Origin of the sequence: Lentzea flaviverrucosa (assembly GCF_003350445.1) — a bacterium.
Classification (GTDB): Bacteria; Actinomycetota; Actinomycetes; order Mycobacteriales; family Pseudonocardiaceae; genus Lentzea; species Lentzea californiensis.
This window is the reverse complement of record NZ_QQAU01000020.1, coordinates 1-22,998: the sequence shown is the minus strand read 5'-3', so window position 1 is coordinate 22,998 and position 22,998 is coordinate 1. Positions and strand designations below refer to the sequence as shown.

The window sequence follows — 22,998 nt, the reverse complement described above, 5'->3', positions numbered from 1 at the left end:
GCCGCCGTTCTCGGTGGCCGGTTCGGCGCGCCTGTGGTCACATTCCTGCTCATGGGGACATTCGAGGAACTGGTGGCCGAGGGCGCGGCCGTGCCGCTGGAGGGGTGGGACTTCGCCTGGTTCGAGGGCCGCGCCACCGAGGAACGCCCACCGTGGGGCTACGCCTCCCTGATCGCCGCGCGGCTGGGAGCGGTCTCATCGGCCCTCGACCTGCAGACCGGCGGGGGAGAGGTCACCGCGTCGGCTCCGGTGTTGCCGCCCCTGATGGCAGCCACCGAGTCGTGGCCGCCCAACGCCCTGGTCGCCGCGAAGAACCTGCCGTTCGTGGTGCGGGCTCCGGACTCCGGGCCGCTGCCGTTCCGCGACTCCTCGTTCGACCTGGTGATCTCGCGGCATCCCGTCGTGACGCCGTGGGGCGAGATCGCGCGGGTGCTCCGGGCCGGCGGGATCTACTTGTCGCAGCAGATCGGTGCCGGGACGAACCGGGAGCTGACCGACTTCATGATGGGGCCGCAGCCGGTGAGCGAGGCCCGGGGAGTCGCTGTGGCCCGTGCTGCGGCCGAGGCTGCCGGGTTGGAGGTGCTGCGGCTGGAGCCTGTCGCGTTGCGGGTGGCTTTCTTCGACGTTGCCGCGGTTGTGCATTTTCTGCGGAAGGTGCTGTGGACCGTTCCCGGGTTCACCGTGGAGGGGTATCGGGATCGGCTCCTGGACATGCATGCGCACATCCAGGAGCACGGGGAGTTCGTCTGCACCTCGACGCGGTTCCTGGTCGAGGCCCGGAGGCCCTGACTCACCCGATGAGCCGGAGGGCGGTCTCCTCGCTGATCGGCACGAGTTGACCGCGTTCGCGGCCGTCGAACACGTCGCTCTGGATGTGACCGGCCTGCCAGGCGTAGCCAGGTCCACCTACGTGCTGCTGCTCCTCGTGATGGCCGTTCGGGGGCGATCCACGTGCGGACCACCGACGCCGGGTTGTCCACCGAGGTGCCGCTTTTCACCTGCGCGAAGTAGGAGTACTTCCCGTCTGCGGGATCGTCGGCGTGGACACGCGCGTACTCCGCCGCTTCGTACGCCGCGGCGGCCTCCATCGAGACCGGGTGCGCCTCCGCCTGCTACTCGCCGTTCTCGATCGTGGCGAGGTCACGGAGCTCGGCCACACGCAGACCATGAGGCCCTAGTCGTTCTGCGACCGCTTCAACTGGGCGAACTTGAACACGTCCACGGCGTAGGCGTCGATGGGAACGGCCTGGACCTCCTGCTGCCGCAGGAGGTCCGACGGTTCCCACTTCAGGTCGACGGCGTACTGCTCCTCCTTGAACGCACCGTTCTCCTTCCACTGCCGCACGACCGCCTGCGGGTCGTTCAGCGGGTGTCCTTCGGTGATGATCGCGAAGTAGTGGTAGTCGATGAAGCGGGTGGCGTCGAGGTAGTTCCGGTAGGCGAGTTCCTGGTAGTGCTCGACCTGCTCTTCCGTGATGCCCACGGCGTCGCCGTCGAGGTGGTCGTTCGCGAGTTCGTACGAGTAGTTGCTCGTCACCCAGCCATGCGTCGGAGTCCAGGCCTGCTCGCCCACACTCCCCTGGGAGCTGTGCCAGGACCGCAGGATCGCGCGAGGACTGTCCACCGGGTTGAGGCTCGTCACGACCAAGGAGTAGCCGTACTGGCCGGCACCGGGGTCGTTGTCGCGGACGCGGGCCGCCTGGATCTCCTCGAACCGCAGGGCGGCTTCCTCGGTGATCGGGTGGATCTCGCCGGCCAGCTTGCCGTTGCGGACGTTGCTGACGGTGTAGCCGCGTTGCCAGCGCAGGGCGGCCGTGTACTGCTCCTCGTGCAGGTCGCCCTGCTCGTCCGTCCACTGGCGACAGACGACGGACGGGTCGTCGAGCGCGGGGTGGGACGGCGTGACGTGGGCGAAGTAGCTGTAGCCGATGGTCATGGTGCCTCGTTCAGCGAGAATGAAGGCGGGCCCCGGCCGGGTGGCCGGGGCCCGATTCGGTGACGACCCTACTGGCCGGGCTTGCGACCCGGGATTCCCGGTGCGCCTACCGGGGTCTGCATCTTGCCGAAGATCTTGTCGGACTGGATCCTGAGCCTTTCGAGCACGTCATCCTCAGTGGCCAGCCGGATCTGGTCGTACAGGCCGTGCTCGGCCTCCTTGGCGTCGAAGCTTTCCCTGGTGTGGAACTGCAACTCGAACTGCAGACCGTTCTTCGTCTCCAGGGTGACGTTGATGCCCCGGTAGGAATTGCCTTCCTGGGCCATTCGGTCGGCCCAGAAGTTCTTCACGACGGTCACCTCGTAGTCGGGGTTCGCGTCGAGCTTGCGGAGCGCGTCGAGCACGTTCTCGGTGTAGGTCTCCTTCGCGAACACGAGGGTGTAGCGAAGCGAGTCGTTGATCTTGCGCAGCGCCCCGTCGAGAGTGGGCGGAGGTAGGGCATTGCCCTTGGCGTCCACCGGGTGGAGAACCTGGTAGAGCTTCCGCAGGAGCGACTTGCTCGACTTCACCTCGAGGCCCTGTCCGACGCGCGCGGAACCGGGGATGCTCCTGTCGAGTTCGTCGATCAGGCCGGTGACGTCGCTTTCGGCGCCCTGCGCCTGTTTCCGCAGGGCATCCCCTCCGTTGTACTCGTTCGGTTCCAGCCTCATTTCCACACCGTTCTCGCGAGCGGTGTAGATGCCGGTTTTGTCGTCGTATTGTTCGAAGTCGGGGCAGCCGGTGCCGGCGGCCGCGGCCATGAGGCCGGCGGCACAGGGCTTGGGCGGCTCGACCTTGAGCTTCGGGTCGTCGACCTTGACGAGGCCGTCCTCGATCCGCACCTTGCCGACCTCGAGCCGGACGATCGCCCCGTCGAGGCTGGAGGTGTTGCCCTCCGGCCGGATCTCGATCTTCTCGACGCGGTAGAGCTGACCGTCGATGTCGGCGATCGCCCCGTCGATCTTGGCCAGGTCGCCGTCGAAGCGGACGTTGATGTTGAGGATCTCGGCCAGCGAGTTGGGCAGTCTCGTCGGGACGTTGTCGGCGATCTTCGCCAGCAGGCCGTCGAGGTGCGCTGCGTCCTTGACGACCCTGCCCGCGCCGCGGCCGAGGCCCTTGAGCGCGCCGCTGACGCCCTTGGTGATCGCGCTGCCGCCGGAGCCGGCACCTACCGTGACCGCGAACATGGAGAGGTCGAAGTAGGTCAGACCGATTGCCTTGGCCGGGTTGTCGAGCCACTCCTCCAGGTGGATCAGCACGTGGGGGTTCTGCAGCGTGTACCACATTCCCTCGAGGATCTGCTTGCACGTGCCGAACGCGCCGGTCACGCAGTCGGCCACCGCGATGAACCCGTCCAGGGTGCCCTTCGCGCCTTCCACGAAGCCTTCCTGGATGCCGCGGTAGAACTGCTGCAGTTTGGTCTGGCCGTCCCGGAGGACCTGGCACGCGTGTTCGTCGCCACCCGCGCACCGCCCGGCCTGCATGAGCAGCTCGCGGGTGCCCTGCTCCAGCTCGTCGATCGCGCGGTTCGCGTAGTCCTTGATCCTGTTCATGCCTTCGCGGCAGAACTTGTCGGTCAGCTCGTTGCCGGTGGGCCACCCCTCAGAGCAGATCGCCAGCCACGCCACGCCGATGGCGAACTTGTTGTTGATCTCGACCCGCTTGCGTTCCGCCTCCTCGCGGGCGATCTGCTCGGCCATGTCGAGGCGCTGCCGGTACTGGTGGACGTCCTGGATCTGCTCCGCGACGCTCTCCAGGAACGCCTGGACCCCGGCGTAGCTCTCCTCGGCCATGTCCGCGATGCGTTCGGTCGAGGCAGCGGCCTGGTTCGCGCTCGCGGCCGACGCGCCGGCGTTCGCCGCGGCGCTCTTCGCGAGCATCGCGTCCTGACGTGCCGTGGTCGCCCATTGGGTCGCGGTGGTGGCCGCGCCGTGAGCATCCGCCGCGTGCTTCGCGGCATCGTTCGCCGCGGTGTTGGCGGTCAGTGCGTGTTGCGCCGCCTCGTTCGCCGAGTCGGCCGCACGGGCGGCTGCCTCGTAGGCCGGCTTCACCTCCAGGATGGCGTCGTCGGCCGCCTTGCGCGCACTGACGGCCGCCTGGCCGGCCTCGTCCGCCTTCTCGCGGGCGGACCTGGACTGCTCCTCGCTGACGACCAGCGACTGCGAGGTGATCTCCAGCGCCTTGCGCGCGTCGGCGTTGATCCCCGCGAACTGCCGCAGGATCGCCTCGGCCACGCGGACCGAGTCGACGACCACCGATGCGGACGCGCTCGCCGCCTCGGCCGCCCTGTCCGCGATCACGGACTGGAAGACCGACTGGTTCGCCTCACGGACGGCACCCTCGGCCTCCGCCTGGGTCATCTCGGCCGACGCCTTGGACGCCAGTGCCGCGTTCGTCGCCTCCAGCGTGAGCCGGTACGCCTCGTCGGCAGCCCGGCGGGCGGTCACCGCCTCACCGGTCGCCCGGTCGGCCGCGGCGCGTGCGTCCCTGGCGGCCCGTTCGGCCAGACCGGCCTCGGACTGCGCCGTCGCCGCGGCCGCTCTCGCCCGCCCTGCCCACGCCTCGGCCGCGTTCGCCTCCGCACGAGCTGCGGTGGCCTGCGCACGGATGCCGCGGGTGGCCTCTTCGACGTTCTGGCCCTGCTCCCTGGCACGCTGCTCGGCGGCCTCCAACTGGAGCTGCAGGGTGTTCGCGCCGATGAGGCGCATCGAGAACAGCGTGTTGGAGAGCTCGACCTCCTTCGAGGTCTGCCGCACCTTCGCCATGGCCGCGTCGTGGTTCGCGCCCAGCTCGCCGGCCGTGGCCCGTGCCGCGAACGCGGCCTTCGCCCTGGCGGCGGCGTTCGCGGCGGCGTTCTGAGCGCTCGCCCTGGCGTTGCGGGCGTTCGCGGCGTGGCCGCGAGCCTGCTCCGCCTTCTGCTGGGCGATCTGCTTCTGCTGCGCGGCACGGTCCCGCGCCGCGATCGCGATCTCCTGCTGCTTCTTCGCTGCCTCGGCGAGCTCGGCCGCCCGCTGCGCCTGACGTTCCGCCTCCGCGCGGTACTTGGCCGCGTTCTTGGCGTGCTCCTGGGCGTTGCGGTCCGCGTCGAGCGCCCGGCTGTCGGCCAGCGTGGCCTCGGCCGCGTGCTGCGACGTCGTCGCCGCGGCTGCCGCCGCCTTCACGGCCTCACCGATGCCGATGGTGACCTTCGCCCAGTCCAGGCCGTTGCTCACCTCGAGGTCGACCAGGCGCTCCGCGGCGTTGCGGGCGGCCTGGGTGGTCACCGCGGACCGGTCCAGCACCCGGCCGGCGCGTGCGGCGTATTCGGCGGCCTCGGCGAGCAGGGCGGCGAGTTCGCCGTCCCGCCCCCTGCCGCCGTTGGGGCGGCCCGCCTTGTCCTCCTGGAAGATCTTGTCGGACCTGTGCGCCGCCTTGACCGCCATCTGCATGGCGAACAGGACGTCGTCCAGGTGCTTGACCGCCTCCATGTTCGCCCGCACGATCTCGGCCCGCGCCTTCGCGGCCTCGGTGCTGACGCGGGCGATCCTGTCGAGCTCGGTGATCGCGCGGTTGCGGTCCTCCAGGGCCTTCTCGATGACCAGCTGGAGGTCGTGGTCGCGCTTGTTCGCCTCGTGGTAGCCGGTCAGGTAGAACTCGCGGATCTTCGCGTAGTCCCTGGAGTCGAGGATCGCCCCGCCTTCGAGCTGCACCTGCGGGCCGCCGTGCGCGACCATGTCGCGGACACGGGCGGTGATCCGGTCCTGCTCGGCCTTGTCGTCCTCGGCCTGCTGCTCGTCGCGCTTCAGCGCGATCTCGTAGCCGTACGCCACGAAGTCCGCGATGGCGCGGTCACCGGCGGCCAGTGCGGCCTGCGCCCCCGCCTTGACGTTCGGGCCGCCCGTACTGGCCCATTCCGTGACCTTCCTGCGGTTCTCCGCGTTCTCGGCTGCCTTGCGCTGGTCGGCGCGAGCCTGGGCCTCGGCCTGACCGTGGTCCAGGAACCAGAGCAGCTTCTCCTTGGTGCCGACGGTGAGAGCGGCCGCGGCGGCGTCTCTCACCTCCACGTCCTCGGCGTGCTCGGCGATGTCGCCGACGAGGAGCTTGTAGTACTCGAGCTCCTCGTCCACCGGGTCGTCGCTGGTCGCTGATCGTTGTTGCAGAACGGGAACCGGGGTCGGTGCGGCGATGGCCGGAGTGGTGCTGCTCAGCAGCGCCAGCACCAGCGAGAGGATCAAGGCCGCGACGGAGCGGCGCCGCAGCGAGGCGGCGCTGGTAGGTGTCGTGTTCATCTTTAGCGGTCACCCCGGCCGCGTGCGTCGTCCGCGTTCTTCTTCGCGGCGGCGGCGGTGTCCTGCCAGAACTTCGCCTGGGCGACGGCCCAGGCCGCTTCGTCCGCCCAGGACGCGTTGGAGCTGTTGGCACGCTCGAGGATGGCGGCCCAGTCCTGTTCGCCCTGCGCCGCGCGGGCGTGCTGCGCGACCAGCGCCCACATCGCCGCCTGCGCGTCGGCCTTGCCCTTCTCGGCGTTCCAGTCCACAGAGGACTGTCCGGACTGCTGGTCGATCTGGTCCCAGTAGGCGATCGCGTCGAGGCGGGCCTTGCGGGCGAGTTCGCCGCTCGACTCGCGTTCGGCCTTCTCCGCGGCCAGGGCGGCCTGGGTGAGGGCGTAGATCTTGCTGTGCCAGATCTCGTTCTGGTGCAGCGTGGTGCGGCGGAACGTCTCCCTGTCGACGTCGGCCCCCATGCCCCAGTAGTACTTGAAGAACAGGCCGATCTGGACGTCGTCGCCGCTCTCGAGTGCGCGCTTGGCCGCGGCGCGGACCTGCACGCCGGGGTCGTTGGTGGCGAGGTAGGTCACGTAGGCGCGGTCTTCACCCGCCAGGCGCGCGAGGTGTTCCTGGTGCTGGTTGTTCGTCGCCTCGTCGGCTTCCAGGGCGAGCTGGTATCCACTTTGGACGTACTCGTCCTGGGCGTTCGCCGAACCGGTGAGCGCCTTGCCGGAGGTGAACTTGACCGCGCTCGCGGTCGGCGCGTACCTGTTGATCTCCTGGATGTACCGGAGGTTGTTCCCCTCCCGCTCCAGGGCCCGGGCCATGGCCTTGTCCCTGCCGGTCGCGAAGTACTCGTCGATGGCCTCGTCGCCGCGAGGGTTGAGCAACGCGTGCAACGCCTCGGCGCGTAGCTCGGCCGACACGTCGGTGGACGTGGCCGTCCGCCTGACGGCATCACGTCTCCACGGCGCCAGCGCGGCCAGGGCGGTGCTGCTGTTCGTGATCGTCGTCTCGGCCGTCGCCGGCGTGGCCGAAGTGGCCACCACCGCACCGAAAGCCAGTGCTGCCACCAGAATTGAGCGCAGCAAAGTATGACGCCCCATACATTTCCCCCCAGAAAAAGGTCAAGGCGATGGGCAGAGTTGCCCAGGGGTTTTCTAGCACGGCCCCGCTCCGCCATCAAAGGTGACGCAGGTCACATCCGTTGCGGTTGATGCGCTCGCCGTGCGAAAGTTCCGCTCGGCATCCGGCAGGCTGGGGGGTCTGGCCACAAACCGTTGTTGATGCCATGAGTCCTGGGGGATTCGCACTTTGTCCAGATCCAGTCTGGGCGGTCGCTGCATGCGCGCAATCGGCGTGCTCGCGGTCGCCTCCACGTTCGCAGCCGGTCCACTCGCGACCGTCGCCACGGCAGAACCCTTGTCCGCCAACGCCTCTCAGGCCGAGACGCGCGTGTCGACCACCGACCACAAGCTCGCGGTGGGTCAGGAACTCGGCGTCCCCGTCGGCCCCACCCAGTGGTCGATGAGGGACTGCTCCTTCACCATCTACGTGTGGAACTGGGCTTCCGACCAGTCCAGGATCGACGCCAACAGCAAGGTGGCCGAAGCGGCCGCGACGGCCTTCAGCACCAACGACACCGACCCGGAGTCGTGCTACCGGTTCATCACCGACACCGTCTTCACCGCGCACGAGGCCGACGTGGTCGAGCGACTCAGGAAGGCGGAGCGTGACAGGCAGCGCGTCGCCGCCGCCGCGGTGATCAGCTGGAGCAACCTCACCCAGGACGACCTCAACTGCTCGCTCAAGGACTTCGTGTTCCGCATCTGGTCGCGTGCCGCGACCGGCAGCGAGGTGAAGGCGAAGGCCGCGGCCGTCCTGACCCCGACGTCGACGGACGCCGAGCGCACCACCTACATCGCCACGGGCGTCCGCGCCGCAGCGGACATCGACCAGCAGCGGGCGTTGGAAGAGGCACAGCGCATCGAGCGCGAGCGGCAGGAGCGGCTCGCCAACGAGCAGGCCAGGGCCAGCGCGTGGAACATCGTCGCGAGGACGGTGATGACCGACGACCTGAAGCTCGTCACCGACCGCGAGTTCGTCTACGGGCTCGCCAGCAAGGCCACCACCATGCCCAACAGCAAGTGGCGGAAGGCCGACGCCCAGGCCGCGGCCGACAGCACCGACCCCGCTGTGTGGAAGGCCTTCATCTTCACCGGCGTGCACGCCGCGTACCAGAAGGACCTCGAAGAGCAGAACCGCGTGGACGCGATCGAGACCGAGGCGCGCATCAAGGAGATCCTCGACGCCGCCGTGCGCGACGGCTTCATGCCGAACGTCGTCGTCGCGGCCCGCACGGCGCTCACCTCGGACCTGGCCGCCCGCCACGCGTTCCTCAACGTCGGCCGGGACGCGGCTCTCAAGCGCGACCAGATCAAGCCGTCGAACGGTCGCGTGATCGAGCTGCAGGGCAAGGCCTCCAAGCGCTGCATCCAGGTCGTCGGCGCGTACGACCAGGCGGACGACCCCGGCATGTACCAGGAACTGTGGGACTGCCTCGTCGCACCCAAGCAGGTGTACGAGCTCTACAAGTACGACGACGACCAGTACATGATCCGGAACCTGCACTCCAAGATGTGCTTGGATGCCGTCGGCGACCTCGTCCTGCAGAACTCCTGTGAAAGCGGGCAGGCGACTCTGCGCTGGAAGTTCATCGAGAACCCCGCCGACGGTTCGTTCCAGATCCAGAACGTCGCCACCGGCCGGTTCGCCACGGTGAAGGAGGGCGGCACCGCGAACGCGGCCCTGATCGTCCAGCACACCAACACCAAGGCGGCCGACCAGCTCTGGCGCGTCATCGACCCGACGCACCGCGAGGCCGTGGTGCCCGTGCAGACCGGCTGGACCCACGTCAAGGGCGTCCACTCCGGCCGTTGCATGCAGACCGCCGGCTTCTGGGACGTGCCCAACCAGGGCGCCAACGGCGACCTGGCCGGCCAGGAGCTGTGGGACTGCGTCGGTGGCGGCAAGATGAAGTGGAACATCATCGCGCTCGGCGAGAACAAGTACGCGCTGCAGAACGCGCAGTCCGGGAAGTGCCTCGACGTCAGGTACGGCGACTGGCAGCGCGGTACCTCGCTCGTCCAGTTCACCTGCCACCACGGCGGTACCCAGCAGTTCGTCTTCACGCAGGAGGGTGACAGCACCTACGGCCTGCAGAGCGCGCTGACCTTCGGGTACGCGGACGCGGTCGGAAGTGCCAGCGGCAACGGCGCCCTGGTCCAGACGTGGGACTACACCGGCTTCGCGAACCAGCGGTGGACGCTGGTTCCCCAGCCGGCCTGATCCACAGGCGGTCTGAGAAACGACGAGGCCCCCTCCGGAACTTCCGGAGGGGGCCTCGTCGTGTTCGGAGCCGGTGGACTAGCGGGGCTGGCGCTCGCGGCGGATCGTCACGCGCTTGCCCTTGATCGTGGCGTCGCGCAGCTGCTCGATCACGTCGTTCGCGGACGTGCCGGGCACCTCGACCAGCGAGAACCTGTCGGCGATCTCGATCGCGCCGATGTCGCGGCCCTTCAGGCCCGTCTCGCCGGTGATCGCGCCGACGATGTCCTGCGGGCGGATGCCCGAGGAACGGCCGGCACCCAGGAACAGCCTGGTCATGCCCTCGGACGGGCCACGACGCTCGCGGCGCGGACCGGCGGGGACACCGTCGCGGCGCGGGCGGTCCTCACGCGGGCGCACCTCCGGGATCTCCTCCTCGTCGGCGGCGGCACCGGAGGCCTCGTGCGCGAGCTTGACCGCGGCGAGCGCGATCTCCATGACGTCGAACTCGTCGGCCAGCGTCTCGACCACGACGCGGAACCTCGACAGGTCGTCCTCGAGCAGCGACTCGTGCAGCGACGAGCGGGTCAGCTCCAGCTGGCGGGCGCGCAGGTCGGCGACCGTCGGCACCTTCTCGACCGGGATCTTGGTCTTGGAGACGCGTTCGATCGTCTTGAGCATCGAGTTCTCGCGCGGCTCGACCAGGGTGATCGCGACGCCCTCACGGCCGGCGCGGCCCACGCGGCCGATGCGGTGCGTGTACGCCTCGGGGGCGGACGGCACGTTGTAGTTCACGACGTGCGTGAGCTGCTCGATGTCGAGGCCGCGGGCGGCGACGTCGGTGGCCACCAGCAGGTCGGCAGTGCCGGAACGCAGGCGCGCCATGACGCGGTCGCGCTGCTCCTGGCTGATGCCGCCGTGCAGCGACTCGGCGCGGTAGCCGCGGCCGTTGAGCGTCTCGGTGAGCTGGTCGACCTCGTCGCGGGTGCGGCAGAAGACGACGGCCGCGGTCGGCGACTCGACGTCGAGCACGCGGCCGAGTGCGGCGGGCTTGTGCTCGCGGCGCACCAGGTACGCGGTCTGCCGGACGCGCGGGGCCTCGCCCGGCTCGGTCTTCTCGCGCTCGATCTGGATCAGCACCGGCTCGCGCAGGTGGCTCTTGGCCATGCGGTCGATGCGCGGCGGCATCGTGGCCGAGAACAGCACGGTCTGCCGCTCGGCGGGCGTCTCGCTGAGGATCGCGTCGATGTCCTCCGCGAAGCCCATGTCGAGCATCTCGTCGGCCTCGTCGAGCACGACGACCTGCAGGTCGCCCAGCTGCAACGTGCCGCGCTGGAGGTGGTCGATCGCGCGGCCCGGGGTGGCGACGACCACGTCGACGCCGCGGGACAGCTCGCGGAGCTGGCGGCCGATGGGCTGGCCGCCGTAGATGGGGAGGACGCGGGCGCCCATGTGGCGGCCGTAGCGGTGGACCGCCTCCGACACCTGCACGGCCAGCTCACGGGTCGGCGCGAGCACGAGAGCCAGCGGCTTCTCGCCCTTGCCGATCCTGTCGGCGATGCGCTCGAGCAGCGGCAGCGCGAACGCCGCCGTCTTGCCCGTGCCCGTGGCCGCCTGGCCCAGCAGGTCGTTGCCCGCGAGCAACGGCGGGATCGCTTCGCTCTGGATCGGCGTCGGCTCCTCGTAGCCCAGAGCGTTGAGGGCGTTGAGGAGGTCGGGGCGCAGGCCCAGGTCGGCGAAACCGTTGTCGGCGGAACCGTTGTCGGCGGTGGTCATGACGAGTATCTTCCCCCACCGCCTCACACCGCACTCACTCAGACCAGGTCAAGACGCCTTTCACCGGCTCACGCGCACGACCGCGCTGCTCGTGACGCCGTTCACGGTGACCGTGATCTCGACCTGACCAGGCCTTATGCCCGTGAGGACGCCGGTGTCCGGATCGAGCCGGGCGACGTGCCACGGCCGGACTCCACTCGGGCCGCCGACGTGCAGACCACGTGACCCTTCCCACACCGCGGCCATCGGATAACGGACCGGCACGGACCGGGAGCCCTGTTTCACCGTCGCCGCAACCGTTTCCGCCTTGCCGGCTTCCAGCGTCGCCGGAACCTGGATCCGGAGCGCGTCCACGTGCGGCCGGATCTCGGCTTCGACGCCCTTCTCGCCGACCCCGACCAGCGTCCAGCCGGTGAACCCGCCGGGCTCCGCGGGTGCCTTGCCGGAGTTGCCGTTGATCACGTGCGGGACCCCGTCCACAGTGGACGCGAAGAACCCGCCGACGTGCCCGCCGATGAACGCCGTCGGTTCGTCCCGTTCGGACAGGAGCCGCTCGAAGTAGGACGCCTCCAAGCGGTCGGCGAGCTGGCTCGTGCGCGCGGGCGTCGGATCGCGCGGTGGGTGGTGCATCAGCACGATGGCTTGGCCTTCGGCGGTGCGCAACGCGGTGCGGAGCATCTCCATCTGCTCGAAGCCGCCGCCCCGGAGCGTGCCGGTCGACGAGTCGAGCAGCACGAACCTGGTGCCCCTGTGGTCGAACGTGCGGTGCGTGGCGCCGAACTCGCGGCGGAAGGCGTCGATCGTGCCCGGACCCATGATCTCGTGGTTGCCCGGCACGTAGTACCAGGGGAAGTCGCCGAGCTCGTCGGTCAGGACCCTGCGGGCGAGCGCCAGGTCCTCCGGAGAGGCCTCGTCCACGAAGTCCCCGTTGACCACGACGAACTCGGCGCCGGACGCCCTGATCTCCCGCAGGGTGCGGCGGGCGGACCTCACCAGTTCGCTGTCCGGGGCGCGGGCCACGAACTGGGCGTCGGACATGACCGCGAACGTCCAGCCCCGCGCCGGGCCGATGACGTCCTCGCGCAGGTCCGGTGCGGGCGGCAGGGCGACCGCCGGCGGCACCCTCGCGACGACGTCGTCCACGACCACCTCGCCCCGGTAGGAGCGGTCGGCCCTGGTCTCGATCGCGGTGAACCTGGTGACCTGGACCGGGAACTGCAGCTCCGGCGGCACCGCGACCTCGATCCGCTGCCAGCCGTGCCAGGTGACGTGGGGACCGTAGAGCGACCGCGACTGTCCCGCCGAGTCGGTGACGGTGAACGCCGTCCACTCGCCCTGGCCGTGGCCGTCGACCCAGGCGGTGAGCGACAGGGGTCGCCCGCCCACCTGGATCGGCCGCGGCGGCACGGCGTAGGCGGTGCGGGTACCGGTCGACTGGGTGAAGTCGTAGCTGAGCCTCAGGCCCGCACCGGTGTGGCCGTCCGGTTCCGCTTCCGCCCTCCCGGTCGCGCGGGCGGAACCGAACGTCCACTGTGGAGCGTCGTCGAACGTGGCGAGCGGCTGGTCGGTCGCCCCGACCGTGACCGCCACGTGCGTCTCCTTTCCCTGGGCGCGTGCCCTGATCGTGGTCGCGCCGGCGCTCAGGGCCTTGATCTGGAGGTCAGGAGTGACCTCGATGATCCTGCGGTCGTAGCTGAGGTCGAGGTCGGCGCGTTCGATCGGCGCGCTGAAGCCCTTGGCGTCGAAACCGTTGATCCGCAACGGCTTGCGCTCGTGCTCGGCCAGGCTGATCCGGGGTTCGGCCGGGGCGGTCCTCGCGAGCCTGCCCAGCACTGTGAGCGGCGTGGTCCTGGTCGTGAGGCCCTGGAAGGCGGTGAAGCTCGCGGGCCCTGAGCGCGGCGCGGCGTGGAAGGTGTCGCCGACGGCCCATCCGCCTGTCGCGCGGGACCGGTGTCCGTCGCTCGCCGGTCCGTACGTCTCGTCGTGGCCGCGCACCGTCAGCCGGCGGGTCATGCCGGGGAAGACGCGGGCGCTCGCGGTCTGGACGTCGAAGCCGGTGAGCTTGCCGGTGCCGGTGGGGGCGTAGAGCGCGAGGCCGTTCGCGACCGGCCTCTCGCCGCCGTCGGAGGGCGTGTTGACGACTTTCAGCTCGGTGGTGCCGGGTTCGCGGGCGAGCATGGTCGACGACCCGCCGCCGTCGAGGTTGAGCGCGTTGTGGGCGCCGAGCTCGATCATCGCGTCGGCGAGGTCGTCCAGCTCCAGGCCCTGCAGGTAGGCGCTCTGCCGTCCGTCGACGGTGAGCATGTACATCTTCCTGCCGTCCTGCGAGAACCCGACCGCGGTGCGCGGGTGCAGAGGGTCCGCCGGGGCGACGTTCCTGCCGTTCTCGACCAGCAGCTGACGCCCGCCGATGGCCGTCTTCGGCTTGCTGCCGTCGCTGGTGCGGCTCTGGTAGCTGATCTCCGCCCTGTCACCTGGCTTCAGCGCCTTGAGGACGTCGGCGCCCTTGTCTCGCCCGACCAGCGCGTACCCCTGGACCGGCCGGTCGCTCGGGGTGCCGACGGACTGCACGACGTCGTCCTTGACGATCACTTCGGCCGTGTTGGCCGCACCTTGTGTGGCGCGCGCTCTGCTGTACGTGCCCCACAACGAGTTGAAGACACCGATGCCGTCGACGTCGATCCGCGCGCTGTTGAGCTGCGTCAGCTCGTGCGTGCCGTTGAGCGTGCCCTCGAAGAACGTCTCCATGACGCTCCCGACGCCGGCCGCGTCGATGCCGGCCGCTCTGCCGCCGCCCGACTTCCGCAGCTGCCCGTCCTGGACGCCGACGCCCTCCGGCGCGTTGCTGTTGTCGATGTCGAAGAAGTCGCCGTTGACCGCCGCGACCGCGCGTCCGGTCTGCTGCGACAGGGGGACCGCCTGGGAGACGGTGCCGGGATCGACGTACCCGACCTGCGCCTTCGTGAGGTCGACGGCCAGCGCGTCCCCGCGAACCCAGCCGTCGGGCCGGTACCAGTCGAACGAGCTGAGCGTGACCCCGGGAGCCACGGGTCTCTCGACCCGCTCGGTCTCGATGCGTCCGGGGGAGTCGGCCTGAGCGGGAGGAACGGGCGCAAGGAGCGCGGCGGCGATGATCACCGCAAGTGCACGTCTCGTCACGCCCTGGAACCTAGACTGGCCCGGTGAAGAACCGCCTAACGGTCTGCTCCTCGCACCTGATCACCCTGCCCAGCGCGCCTTTCGGCCCGGTCCGCGAGGCGATCGCGACGGCGAGGGACGCCGTCGCGGCGTCCGACCCGGAGCTCGTCGTCTTCTTCGGCACCGACCACCGCCGCGCCTTCCGCTCGGTGGTGCCGACCTTCGCCGTCGTCCTGGAGGCCACCGCCCTGGGCGACGTCGCCGGCCCGGTCGGCTCCTACGACGTCCCCTCGGCTCTGGGCCGCTCGCTCGTGGCCGACCTCGTGGCCGGTGAGTTCGACGTCGCCACGGCTTACGAGGCCGCGCTGGACCACGCGTTCGGCCACACGGCCCGCGACCTGCTGGGGGCGGTCGACGCCACACCGGTGCTGCCGGTCTTCATCAACTGCGCCTCCCCGCCGCACGCGACCTTCCGCCGCGCCGCCTCGCTGGGCCGTCGCGTGGGGGAGTTCTTCGCCGGCCGGCGCGTCCTGTACGTCGGCTCGGGCGGGCTGGCGCACGACCTGCCGGGGTTCCGCGAGCCCGAGACGGGCGCGGTGCTGACGGAGGAGGAGCGGCAGGCGTGGATCCGGTCGGTCAACGAGAAGGCCCGGTCCGAAGGCACGATCCGGGAACTCGTGCGCACCTGGGACGAGGCCTTCCTCACCGGAGTCGGCGGGACGGCGTGGGAGTGGCTGGACTCGATCGGCGCCGACCTGGTCGAGCGCGGTGGCAACGGCGCCGCCGAGTGCCTGACGTGGACCGCCGCGTGGGCCGCGGGCGGGCAGCCGCTCAGGACGCTGGCGCACGAGTTCGACACCAGCGGCCGCGCCGTCGCGATCAGCTGGGCGGAGATTCCACGGTGGAGAGCAGGTCGGCCTCGGCCAGATAAAGGCGGCCGAGGTCGGTGAGCAACGTGCCGAGCTCACGATAGTGCTCCGCGCGTTCCAGATCGGGAATCAGGCCGCACGTGCGCAACATGTTCTGCGCGAGCAACTCGCCGAACTGTGGATAAGTCTTCACCACCTCACGCGAGAGGCGCTGAAGAGATATGCGCAGCAGGTCTTCGGTCAGGATTTCCGCGGCCATGGCAGGATCCCCTCGCTCTCTCGCCAGATGCCGTCGCAGTCCCAGCACGTCGGCCAGACGTTCTTGTTCGACCACAGGTCAAGCTCCTGTGATGCGAAGGGACTACCGCACAACGTCTCGACGAGCCGCCCCCTGGCCGGCTCGTCGTGTATGGCATGTCGCCGCCCTTCGTGGGGCGTCCATCGAAATCTCACAGGATTATTCTGCAGCTTGGATGAGCTCCAAGCTAACGCCCTTTTGGGTTGTGTTGGCTTCGAATGTTCTGGAGGCCCCAAGAATGGGGATACGGTCCTCTTCATGCCGAAAAGATTCTCCACTGTGAGAGGCCGTGAGTTCGGGGAGGGCCTTCGTGCGGCCATCGCCGCCACGGGAATGACGTCGCGTCAGATCGCCGAACTCATCGGCTGGCAGGAAGCCAAGATCTCCGACCTGGTCAACGGCAAAGGAGGTGCCACCGAACTGGAGCTGGCGCTGCTGCTGGGCGTGTGCCGGACGCCGGCGCAGGAGCGGGACCACCTGCTCTCGCTGTTCACCGGCACGGGCGTGAAGGGGTGGTGGCAGGAGCACGGCGCCTGCGCGCCGATCAGTCCGCGCACGCTGGTCGAACACGAGCGCCTGGCGAAGAAGTTGTTCAGCTGGCAGACGATGCTGCTGCACGGCACCCTGCAGGTTCCGGACTACACGCGTGCCGTGATCACCGCCTGCGCGAACGTGCCCGACGACGAGATCGAGGTCCGGGTCGAGGCGCGGGTGCTGCGGCAGGAGTCGTTGCGCGGGCTGAAAGCGGTCTTCTTCGTTCCCGAACCGGTGTTGCTGACCCAGGTCGGCGGGCCTGAGGTCATGCAGGAGCAGTTGCGCCACCTGGACGAGCTGGCCGCGCGGCCGAGCGTCGTGTTCCGGGTCGTGCCGCTCGGTGCCGGTGCGCACGCGGGCATGGCCGGGTCGTTCGACCTGCTCACGTTCGACAAGTACGAGGACGCCGTCTTCCTGGAGAGCGAGAACTCCAGCCTGATCATCGAGGCACCGGAGGCCGTCAAGGCCTACGGGCGGATCGTCGAAGGGCTCGAAGCCGCCGCCTTGGATGCGGAACAATCGAGGGAGCTGATCAAGAAGTTGCTGACATGAGGAGACTCCGATGGCTGAGTGGCGCAAGAGCACCCGCAGTGCGAACGCAAGTGCCTGCGTCGAGGTCGCCATCGGCATCGGCATCCGGGACAGCAAGGCGCCCGCCGCCCACGTCGAGGTGGGCGCCGCCGCGTGGACCGCGTTCCTCGCGGGCGTCACGCGGGATCGCTGACCGGCAGGTCGTTACCATCCGAACCATGACGATGCCCGCAGCGATCGAGGCCGTGCGAGAAGCGTTCGTCGGGCTCGCGGCGGAGGAGTTCGACCTGCCGCCCCGGCAGGCGTTCGGCGACAGCAGGTCGCTCGTCATGGCCGTGCACCACCGGCCCACGGGGTCGACGGCGGTCAAGGTGATCAGCATCGAGGTCGAACGGGATCCGATGATCACGGGCACGGTCGTGTACTCGCATCCGGACGGTCAGTTCGTCACGGACGCGGTGTCGCTCACGACCCTGCGCACGGGCGCTGTCGTCGGTGTGGCAACGGATCTGCTGGCCGACGAGGACGCGTCGCACCTGGCGTTGCTGGGGGCCGGGGCGCAGGCCGCGGACCAGATCAGGGCCGTGCACGCGGTGCGGCCGTTGAAGAAGCTCGTCGTGTTCAACCGGAACGCCGAGAAAGCCGAGGCGTTGCTGGAAAGCTTGAAGGACGAGCTGCCGGACACGGTCATGGACGTGGCGGCCGACGCGGACGAAGCCGTGCGGGACGCGGACGTCGTGTGCTGCGCGACGGCGTCGACCGTGCCGCTGTTCCGTTGCGACTCGCTCAAGGAACGCGTGCACGTCAACGCCATCGGCTCGTACCGGCCGGTGATGCGCGAGCTGCCTGAAGAACTGCTGGCGACCGCCGGGGTCGTGGTGGTGGACCAGGCCGAGGCGGCGCTGAGCGAGGCCGGCGAGATCATCCGCGCGGTGCGGAGCGGTGTGCTCAGGCTGGAGTCGCTGGTCGAACTCGGTGCGGCGCTGGGGAACCCGCCGCTGCGCGAGGGCCGGACCGTGTTCAAGTCGGTCGGCGTCGCGGTGCAGGACTGGGCTGTGGCAAGGCTTCTGGCGTAGAAAAGCGCTGGACGTGAACCCATCCGCCGCGGGGGTTCACGTCCAGCGCCGTTGTTCTCCCTGTCAGGCCATGCGCGCCCTGTCAGGGAGAGATCTCAGACCGCCCACTTCTGGCTGGCGACGCCGAGGCAGTCCCAGATGTGGGTTCTCGTGCCGTCGGCCGAGGAACCGCCGATGGCATCCAGGCACTTGTTGGCCTGCGGGTTCACGATGTCCTGTGCCCCGCTGACGGCCCATTTCTGGGCAGCCGAGCCGTTGCAGTCCCAGAGCTGGACCACTGTGCCGTTCGCGGTACCGCCACCGCTGACGTCGAGGCACTTGCCCAGCGCGCGGATCGTGCCGTCACCGGGACGGCTCCACTTCTGGGCGGCGTTGCCGTTGCAGCCGACGATCTGGATGGGCGTGCCGTTGGCGGTGTTCGCCCAGGGCACGTCGAGGCACTTGCCGCCGATGCCGCGGATCTCCGAGCCACCGCTGGTGGGCGGGTTGTCGTTGGAGACGCGGACCCAGTCGATCACGAGCTGCTGCGGGAACGTCGTGCTGGCGTCCGGGTAGCCCGGCCACTCACCGCCGACCGCGAGGTTGAAGATGAGGAAGAAGGGCTTGTTGAACACCCACGGGTTGCCGTTGACGTCGGTCGGCGTGTTGCGGGCGTAGACGTTGCCGTCCACCGACCACGTGATCTCGCCGGGCTTCCAGTCAACCGCGAAGTTGTGGAAGCCGTCGGAGAAGTTCGGGCCGTTGTAGGCGTGGGACTTGCCACCCGCGCCGGAGTAACCGGGGCCGTGGATCGTGCCGTACACGGTGCTCGTCTGATGTCCCAGGAACTCCATGATGTCGATCTCGCCCGAGCCGGGCCACGGGTTACCGGTGTTGATGTCCGCGCCCAGCATCCAGAACGCGGGCCAGATTCCCTGGCCGCGCGGCATCTTCATGCGCGCTTCGAACCGGCCGTAGGTCTGGGTGAACTTGTTCGCGGAGTTGATGCGCGCGGACGTGTACTGACACCGTCCGTACCAGCAGTTGTAGTTGCCGGGGTTCTCGCGCTTGGCCGTGATGACCAGGTTGCCCTGGCCGTCGTGCGCCGCGTTCGAGGTACCCGACTGGTACCACTGGTGTTCCCTGTTGTTGCCGTTGTTGTTGCCCACTTCCATGTTCCACTTGCCACCGTCGACACCTGTGCCGGCGGGAGCGTTGAACTCGTCGGCCCAGGTCACCGCCGCGTTGGCAGGGGGAGCTTGGCTGGTGGTGGCGACGGTGATCCCTGCGGCCACCATCAAGGCGGCGGCGAGGGCCGTCCCGATGCGTCGCTGCATCGAACCGACCTTTCCGGGTGTTGAGTTGTGCGCCCAGTGGTTCGGAAGTGTTGTCGCGCCGTGACCCTCGGTCAACGTGTAAAGGTTTTCACGAATTTGTCAGATGAGAGCGCTCTCAGGGAAGCGGGCTCTCTGCCAGCGGCGCAGCCGCCTGGAAGACCGGAAAACCGGTCTTCCAGGCGAACGGGATCAGCCCTGCGGAGTGGTGATGACGTTGAAGACCGACCCGCCGCTCGCCTGGCGGGCGCTGAGGTCCTCGAGGATCGTCGAGAGCGGCGAGTAGTTGTTCAGCTCGCCCAGCTGGCAGGCGCCGCTGCGGGCCTGCTGGCTGCCGTTGAGGATGCCCAGTCCCGCCTTGGTGACCTGGCTGAACAACGGGCTGCCGCTGTCGCCGTTGCGGGCGCACAGGTCGGTGTTGATGCCGACGTCGGTGGAGAGGACCCGGCCGCAGCGCGTGCCGACGAGGTAGCCCTCACCGGCGCCGCTGTCGTAGGAGTCCGGGTAGTTCACCGCGCTCGACCCGGACCCGCTGGCGCAGACGACCGCGCCGGTCAGGATCCCCGACAGCGGGGTGACCGAGGTGATCTCCTGGTTCTGCGACGTCACCTGCGGACCGCACGGGGTGTCGCCGTTGCTGTCCAGACCGCCGTTGCGGCAGTACTTGAGCACCGTGTTGCGGTTGGTCTGGCCCTCCAGCCACTTGGTGGCGGCGGCCGCGTCGACGTACCGCACGGCGGCGTAGTCGTACGGGTAGGAGTTCTTCTCGATGCCGTGCTGGTTCAGGACCACCTGGCGGTTGTGCTCGGTCGGCACCTGGTTCGTCTTGGTGGCCATGCAGTGGCCCGCCGTCAGCACCCACGGCACACCGGGGAACGCGCCGCCGGACGTGCGCAGGTTGAAGGCGCTCGTGCAGCCGCCGGTGGTGCCGTTGTCACGCCTCATGTCCAGGCGCAGGCCGCCGCGCATGGGGCCGTAGTTCGTGCAGTAGAGCGGGTGGCAGAAGCCCCAGTCGACCGGGTCGGCCGAGTACGGGGTCGGCTTTTGAAGGACACGGGCCGAGACCATGGCGGGGTCGGCGTCGAAGGTGCGGATCTCCGCCTGCGCGGCCGCTCCGACCTTGTTCTCCCGCAGCCACGCGCGTTCCCAGACGACGACGCGGTTCTCGGTCGTGCTGACGGCGGGCAGGTACACCGACTCGGCGCCGGCGCCGACCTGCCTGCTGATGCGGTCGTGCGCCGACTGCAGCGAGGCCAGGGAGTGCTTGACCGTGCGGACCTCGACCTTGGCGCGGTCGGGCATCGCGGCGATCTGCCGCTGGGCGGCGGCGGGCTTCGTCATCGCGACGACGAGCTCGCCTGCCTGCTGGTCGAGCCACATGCCGCCGTACTCACCGGCGGCCTCTTTCCGCAGCGTCGCTTCGAGCTTCGCCGCGTCGTTCTGGAGCTCGAGTCTCCGCAGCGCTTCGCGTTCGCTGACGCGGTACGTCTGCACCAGGTAGTCGATCGACTCCTTCACGGAGCTCGGGTCGATCGTGGTCGGTCCGGCCGTGGCCGTGGTAGCCGTGACGGTCGACGCGAGAAGCAGGCTCGCGGTGACCGCCCCCAGGATCTTGGCTAATCGCAATGGTTTCTCCTTGTCGATGCGGTGACCCGCCATTCATATCGGCGTGGCGGCCTTCCCCGCCGGGGATCCGCAAGATCTTCACGAAATCTCCCCGCTTGACGTAGGTGGCTAATGGCATTAGCTTTATGGCTATGGCTGTTCGAGCAGGTCTCACCACCGCCAAGGTCGTGGACGCCGCACTGGAACTGGTCGACGAGCAGGGCGTCGAGGCGCTGACGCTCGCTGCCGTCGCCGCGCGGACCGGGGTCGCGACGCCCTCGCTGTACAAGCACATCGGGAGCCTCGGTGACCTCCGGGGCCTCATCGGCCTGAGGGTCATGGAGGACATGACCCGGCGGTTCACCGAGACGGTGGTGGGCCGGTCGGGCGATGAGGCGGTCAGGGCGCTGATGCACGCGTACCGCGCGTACGTCCAGGAGCACCCGAAGCGCTATGCGGCCGCGCCGATGGACCCGCTGCACGACGAACTGCAGCGGGCGGCCGGCCTGAAGTTCATGGAACTCATCCTCGCCACGCTGCGGAGCTACGGCCTGGAGGGCTCGGACGCCATCCACGCCGCACGGAGGCTGCGGGTGATCGTGCACGGCTTCGCGTCGATCGAGTCCAGCGGCGGGTTCGGCCTGCCGGAAGGCCTCGACGACACCTACGACCAGCTCGTCCGGATGTACCTCGACGATCTCAGGGGGCAATCGTGAAGTGGACGCTTTCGGCCGCAGGCCTGCTCTTCCTGCTGTATCCCGCGGTGAGACCGTGGCACGACGAGACGACGGCGACGGGCGCCGCGGCCTCGATGGGGTCGACCGCGTGGGTGCTGTCGCACCTGTTCGCCATGATCGGCTTCATCCTCGTGCCGATCGCGTTGCTGCGGATCCACCGCACGGCCGCGATCACGTTCTGGGTCGGCGCGGGCCTCACACTGCCGTACTACGGCGCCGAGGACTTCGGCCTGCACGCCGTCGCACAGCAGCCGAACATCCTCGAACTGGCCGAGTCCGTGCGCTACAACCCCTTCGCCGTCACGATGTTCGGGCTCGGCCTCATCACCACGGGGGTCGCGGCGGTCATGGTCGCGCTGAAGCTCCGCACCACGGCGGCGATCGTGTTCGCCGCAGGGTTCGCGTTGTTCCTGCCGCAGTTCTTCACGCCGCCGGTGGCACGAATCGCCCACGGCGTGCTGATGATCGTGGGCTGCGTGTGGCTGGCGTGGGACTCAGCGCGCAGTGAGGCGGAAGACCCGCAGTTCGCGGCCGCCTGAGCGCTCCACGTAGTCCTGGAACGCGGGCCAGGCCGCCACCATGCGGGTCCAGGCGGCCTCGCGCTCGGCCCCTTCGAGCATCGTGCCGCGCACGTCGCGGACGTCACCGCGCACGTTCACTTGGATGTCCGGGTTCTTCAGCAGGTTCGTGGTCCACGCGGGGTGGTGGGGCTTGCCCCAGTTGGAACCCACGACCAGCATCGAGTCGCCGTCGGCCACGTACTGGACCTGGTTCTCGCGCCGCTCACCGGACTTGGCGCCGACGGTGATCAGCGTCAGGCCTGTCTGCCTCGACAGCGAGACGAGGGTGAACTTGCCGCCGGTCAGCTTGTACAGCAGGCGATCGGTACCGATCACGGCTTTTTCCTGCCAGGACATTCAGCAATCCAACCTCAGGTACCCAGGCCTTTCAGAACTGGGGTCCCTGAGCTCTGTGGTTCTGCGGCGTATTGGCGCCGGGAGATCATGTTGTGCGTTGCTGGTTCTCGATGTACTGCTTGATGATCTCTGCTGGGGCTCCGCCGCAGGAGGCGCGAAATAGAAGGGTGATCAGCAGTGTTGCCTGCGATTAGCGATGAACGTGGTCGGTTTCGCGGTTGAACTCGCGCAGCTCTCCGCCGAAGCCGACACACGCTGCGCGTGTGGGCTTGGATTGCGCTACGACCCTGCGAATGTCTGGTTTCGGGCCCATTGAGGTGTCGTGGAACCACGACGCGGGCACGGTGTCGATCTGGACCACGGGGGCCGGATGAAGGACGTGCGGTTCGCGGGTTCTCCGGATCAGCTCAAGACCTTGCGTGAGTACCGCGAGGGCGAGAGTGATCTGGTGCACCGCGACGGCATGTGGTTGCTGATCGCGACCTGTGAGGTGCCCGAGGAGCCACTGTTCGAGCCGGTCGACTGGCTCGGCGTGGACCGGGGGCATCGTGAACCTCGCCACCACCAGCGACGCGGACGACTTCCAGGGCCGCAGGCTGGGCCGCTACCGGCGCTGGCACGCCCGCGTGCGCACCGAGTTGCAGGCCAGGCGAAC

19 protein-coding genes are annotated in these 22,998 nt (G+C 69.1%); 8 read left to right on the top strand and 11 right to left on the bottom strand.

What is annotated here, in order from left to right; all coding sequences use genetic code 11:
- Positions 1–51 precede the first annotated feature (51 nt).
- Positions 52–789 (top strand): methyltransferase domain-containing protein, encoded by a 738-nt coding sequence (locus DFR72_RS41290; protein ID WP_090065258.1) that lies wholly within the window; start codon positions 52–54, stop codon positions 787–789.
- A gap of 385 nt (positions 790–1,174) precedes the next feature.
- Here the strand turns inward: DFR72_RS41290 and DFR72_RS41285 are convergent, their stop codons facing one another.
- The 3 genes from DFR72_RS41285 to DFR72_RS41275 form a co-directional block, all read right to left on the bottom strand.
- Complete coding sequence (locus DFR72_RS41285) at positions 1,175–1,936, bottom strand: hypothetical protein (protein ID WP_090065049.1); 762 nt, start codon at positions 1,934–1,936, stop codon at positions 1,175–1,177.
- 68 nt (positions 1,937–2,004) lie between these two features.
- Positions 2,005–6,243, bottom strand: coding sequence for a hypothetical protein (locus DFR72_RS41280; protein WP_090065048.1), 4,239 nt, complete (start codon positions 6,241–6,243; stop codon positions 2,005–2,007).
- A 2-nt stretch (positions 6,244–6,245) separates the two neighbouring features.
- Positions 6,246–7,295 (bottom strand): hypothetical protein, encoded by a 1,050-nt coding sequence (locus DFR72_RS41275; RefSeq protein ID WP_090065047.1) that lies wholly within the window; start codon positions 7,293–7,295, stop codon positions 6,246–6,248.
- 271 nt (positions 7,296–7,566) lie between these two features.
- Here DFR72_RS41275 and DFR72_RS41270 point away from each other — a divergent pair, with 271 nt between their 5' ends.
- Complete coding sequence (locus tag DFR72_RS41270; protein WP_090065046.1) at positions 7,567–9,570, top strand: RICIN domain-containing protein; 2,004 nt, start codon at positions 7,567–7,569, stop codon at positions 9,568–9,570.
- A 78-nt stretch (positions 9,571–9,648) separates the two neighbouring features.
- Here the strand turns inward: DFR72_RS41270 and DFR72_RS41265 are convergent, their stop codons facing one another.
- Together DFR72_RS41265 and DFR72_RS41260 are read right to left on the bottom strand one after the other, a co-directional pair.
- Entirely contained in the window at positions 9,649–11,325 is a 1,677-nt protein-coding gene (locus tag DFR72_RS41265) for a DEAD/DEAH box helicase (protein WP_090065045.1), read from the bottom strand.
- A 60-nt stretch (positions 11,326–11,385) separates the two neighbouring features.
- Positions 11,386–14,484 (bottom strand): phosphodiester glycosidase family protein, encoded by a 3,099-nt coding sequence (locus DFR72_RS41260; protein WP_090065044.1) that lies wholly within the window; start codon positions 14,482–14,484, stop codon positions 11,386–11,388.
- A gap of 23 nt (positions 14,485–14,507) precedes the next feature.
- On the opposite strand from DFR72_RS41260, the gene DFR72_RS41255 reads away from it, so the two are divergent.
- Positions 14,508–15,413 carry a DODA-type extradiol aromatic ring-opening family dioxygenase gene (locus DFR72_RS41255; RefSeq protein WP_090065043.1) on the top strand — a complete coding sequence of 302 codons (906 nt, stop codon included), beginning with the start codon at positions 14,508–14,510 and terminating at the stop codon, positions 15,411–15,413.
- On the opposite strand, the gene DFR72_RS41250 is transcribed toward DFR72_RS41255, so the two are convergent.
- Positions 15,343–15,666, bottom strand: a complete 324-nt coding sequence (locus DFR72_RS41250) for a hypothetical protein (RefSeq protein WP_147290351.1) — start codon at positions 15,664–15,666, stop codon at positions 15,343–15,345. The two genes, DFR72_RS41255 and DFR72_RS41250, sit on opposite strands and share 71 nt — an antisense overlap.
- Positions 15,573–15,890, bottom strand: a complete 318-nt coding sequence (locus DFR72_RS48025) for an HC3 family zinc finger protein (RefSeq protein WP_211335735.1) — start codon at positions 15,888–15,890, stop codon at positions 15,573–15,575. The genes DFR72_RS41250 and DFR72_RS48025 overlap by 94 nt, the downstream gene beginning before the upstream one ends.
- Here DFR72_RS48025 and DFR72_RS41240 point away from each other — a divergent pair.
- From DFR72_RS41240 to DFR72_RS41230, 3 genes are read left to right on the top strand one after another with little or no spacing between them, the layout of a single operon-like run.
- Positions 15,889–16,716: a helix-turn-helix domain-containing protein gene (locus DFR72_RS41240; RefSeq protein WP_170176637.1), complete on the top strand. Its 828-nt coding sequence runs from the start codon at positions 15,889–15,891 to the stop codon at positions 16,714–16,716. The genes DFR72_RS48025 and DFR72_RS41240 overlap by 2 nt on opposite strands.
- A gap of 10 nt (positions 16,717–16,726) precedes the next feature.
- The gene (locus tag DFR72_RS41235; protein WP_090065040.1) at positions 16,727–16,888 is read left to right on the top strand and encodes a DUF397 domain-containing protein; all 162 of its coding nucleotides are present in this window, start codon (positions 16,727–16,729) and stop codon (positions 16,886–16,888) included.
- Between the two features lie 25 nt (positions 16,889–16,913).
- On the top strand, positions 16,914–17,771 hold the full coding sequence (locus DFR72_RS41230; protein ID WP_090065039.1) for an ornithine cyclodeaminase family protein: 858 nt from the start codon (positions 16,914–16,916) through the stop codon (positions 17,769–17,771).
- Positions 17,772–17,866: 95 nt separating this feature from the next.
- On the opposite strand, the gene DFR72_RS41225 is transcribed toward DFR72_RS41230, so the two are convergent.
- Positions 17,867–19,087: a glycoside hydrolase family 16 protein gene (locus DFR72_RS41225; protein ID WP_090065038.1), complete on the bottom strand. Its 1,221-nt coding sequence runs from the start codon at positions 19,085–19,087 to the stop codon at positions 17,867–17,869.
- A 189-nt stretch (positions 19,088–19,276) separates the two neighbouring features.
- Positions 19,277–20,710, bottom strand: a complete 1,434-nt coding sequence (locus DFR72_RS41220) for a trypsin-like serine protease (protein WP_245983885.1) — start codon at positions 20,708–20,710, stop codon at positions 19,277–19,279.
- A 131-nt stretch (positions 20,711–20,841) separates the two neighbouring features.
- Here DFR72_RS41220 and DFR72_RS41215 point away from each other — a divergent pair, with 131 nt between their 5' ends.
- Positions 20,842–21,405 (top strand): TetR/AcrR family transcriptional regulator, encoded by a 564-nt coding sequence (locus tag DFR72_RS41215; RefSeq protein ID WP_090065036.1) that lies wholly within the window; start codon positions 20,842–20,844, stop codon positions 21,403–21,405.
- Positions 21,402–21,965, top strand: coding sequence for a hypothetical protein (locus DFR72_RS41210; protein WP_090065035.1), 564 nt, complete (start codon positions 21,402–21,404; stop codon positions 21,963–21,965). The genes DFR72_RS41215 and DFR72_RS41210 overlap by 4 nt, the downstream gene beginning before the upstream one ends.
- Here DFR72_RS41210 and DFR72_RS41205 read toward each other — a convergent pair.
- Positions 21,921–22,343: a nitroreductase family deazaflavin-dependent oxidoreductase gene (locus DFR72_RS41205; RefSeq protein WP_090065034.1), complete on the bottom strand. Its 423-nt coding sequence runs from the start codon at positions 22,341–22,343 to the stop codon at positions 21,921–21,923. The genes DFR72_RS41210 and DFR72_RS41205 overlap by 45 nt on opposite strands.
- 190 nt (positions 22,344–22,533) lie before the next feature.
- Positions 22,534–22,890 (bottom strand): hypothetical protein, encoded by a 357-nt coding sequence (locus DFR72_RS41200; RefSeq protein ID WP_090065033.1) that lies wholly within the window; start codon positions 22,888–22,890, stop codon positions 22,534–22,536.
- Positions 22,891–22,998: the final 108 nt, after the last annotated feature.